Below are 2436 nucleotides of genomic sequence, written 5' to 3' on the forward strand. Positions count from 1 at the left end.
ACGAAGTACTCCTGTTCAACATTCTCCTGTGCCATTAATCCTCCGGGAAGTGCCGCTCATCACTGATGATCGGCAACGTTCCCACCAGTTTATCCCTATCTCCTGTTTTGTCAAAGGCTTGGGGTCAAGGCTTGATTTTGAGCATTTGTATACCATAAGGGCGAAAAAGCCGTAAATAGGGAACCGGAAACCATAAATCGTGATCCGCAAATTCCGGGAATCACAGGTCGTAAGTGCCGTGGGTCGCAAGAGCAAAACAACATGCCGCGAATTTGACCCTTCGATTCACGTTTCCCGACTCGTATATTCTCACAATTTACGATTCCCAATAATGACACACCAGGCCTTCTTCCCTTGACCGGGTGCCCCATTCCGGCACGGGCGGGACGCACTCGTCCTCGGGGGGGACCACCAGTTCCAGCAGGGCCGGCTCTTCACGGCCGAACAGCCCGGTAAGGGAGGAGGCCAGCTCTTCCTCCGAGGAGGCCCTGAAAGCCGCCAAGCCGTAGCTCTTCGCCAGGGTCCCGTAGTCAACGCGACCCAGATCGGTGGCGAAGTGAGGCATACCGAAGCTGAAAAGGTTCGTCGCCCTTATCCACCCGAAACTGCTGTTGTTGAAGAGGATGACCTTGAGGTTCCTGCCCAGCCTGGATAGGGTCTCCAGTTCGCCGGAGGTGAAGCCGAAGCTGCCATCGCCGATAAAGTTCAAGACCGTTGTCCCGGAGCCCACCGCGTAGGTCGCCCCAATGGCCGCCCCCAGGCCCCATCCCAGCGCTCCCATGGCGTAGTTGGTGGCAAAGTAACGCCCCGCCCTGGGTATCTTCCAAAAGGCAGCGGGGTAGACGGCGCTCATGCCCGGGTCGGCGACTATCACGGATCCCTCGGGCATGGCGTCGGTGATCATCATGGTGGCCGACCTGGGATCGAGACAACCTTTGAGGACAGTGGGCGACCACCTGGAGCGGCGGTTCCCGCGCAGATTCTTCCCTCCGGTTCCCCTCACCGGCAGGGCCAGGTCATCGGCAGCCTCCAGGATCGCCCCCAGGGCGCTCTTCGCATCCCCCTGGAGCAGCAGTCCCTCGCCGAAAGAATTGCCCAGGTCACCCTCGGCGATGTTCAGGTGGATAAAGCGGACACGCCCGGGTTCCTTCGGGAGCTTCCATCCGTCGGTGGCCACCGAATCGGTGCTGCAGCCCACGTAGAAGATCAGGTCCGCCCCTTCGACGAAGGAGTTCGAGAAGTCCGTGCTCCCCCTGGAGCCTATCACGCCGATGGAAAGGTGGTGAAGTTCACCGATGGAACCCTTTCCGTTTATGGTCGTCGCCACGGCGAGGCCGAACCTTTCCGCAAGACGCTCAACTTCCCACCAGGCCCCCGACGTGAGAACGCCCTGGCCGCAGACCATGACTCCCCTCTCGCAGGACGCCAGCTGCCGGGCCGCCTCGGTGGTCTCCTCCCGACCCGGTATCGGCCTCGTCCCCGGGCATAGGCGGAAACGCTGCTGGGAGGGCGGCAGCGGTCGGCCCATCTCCTGGGCCAGCACATCCATGGGAAGTCTCAAGTGCACCGGTCCGGGGCGCCCCGAAAGGGCCACCCGGAAGGCCCTGCGCAGCAGGAAGGGCACATCGCCGCCCCTGTGGGCCGTCAGGCTCTCCTTCGTGAAGGGAGCGAAGAGGGACGTCTGGTCAAAACCGGTGAGGGCGTTGCGCCTTTCCACGCCCAGGGGAAGGTCGGTCGTCAGGACGACCATGGGGATGGAGGACTGTAGGGCCTCGACTACCCCCGGGATCATATGGGTGGCCCCGACGCTCGGCCCCTCGCAGACACCGGGGCGTCCGCTGATACGGGCGTACCCGTCGGCCATGTACACGGCGTGGCGCTCGTCGCGGGCCATGACATGGGTCACCTTTTCAAACCTCTTCCACTCGTCGTACAGGCCCAGGGTAGTCTCGCCAGGAAGGCCGAAAACATACTCCACCCCGTAGCGATGAAGCATCTCGAGAAGGGCGCGGGCAGCGTTCATCGAAATACATCCTCTCCTTGGCTTTTTCGCCTTTGTCCCCCCCGGGCGGAGTCCCCATGAAGCCCGGGTGCCTTGTCGTTTCCGTCGCCGCCGTTTCCTTAAAAGAGACTCTTTTCCCACCGATCGGAGAAGACCGTCTCCTCCAGTTCCTTTCTCACCCTGGGGGCCGTCTCCTCTTCCCTGTCGTGGGGCGAGAGCGTATCGGGGTCCCCCTCTTTGCCTATGACGAAGGCCACGAGGGGTCTGAAACCCTCCGGCACCCCAAAGGCTTCCCTGACCCTGCCGCGGCTGAAACCGGCCATGACGTGGACCGACCAACCCATGTACTCGGCCTGCAGTATCAGCTGGGCCATGGCGAGGCCGCAGTCGAGGCCCGACCAGGGGTTGGGTTTTTCGTTGTACTCGAAAGCCTC

General features: G+C 62.1%; 2 protein-coding genes. Both read right to left on the reverse strand.

Features of this window, described 5'->3' with window-relative positions; all coding sequences use genetic code 11:
- Window positions 1-316: 316 nt before the first annotated feature.
- Window positions 317-2023 (reverse strand): thiamine pyrophosphate-binding protein, encoded by a 1707-nt coding sequence (locus GX108_02325; protein NLO55883.1) that lies wholly within the window; start codon window positions 2021-2023, stop codon window positions 317-319.
- Between the two features lie 98 nt (window positions 2024-2121).
- Window positions 2122-2436 (reverse strand): nitroreductase (locus GX108_02330; protein NLO55884.1); only part of this gene is annotated, 315 nt, incomplete at its 5' end.

The sequence above is a fragment of the Thermovirga sp. genome (genome assembly GCA_012523215.1).
Lineage (GTDB): Bacteria > Synergistota > Synergistia > Synergistales > Thermovirgaceae > 58-81.

Coding starts and splice junctions, on each gene's coding strand:
- GX108_02325 (NLO55883.1), bottom strand. CDS start 2,023: ATGAACGCTGCCCGCGCCCTTCTCGAGATGCTTCATCGCTACGGGGTG.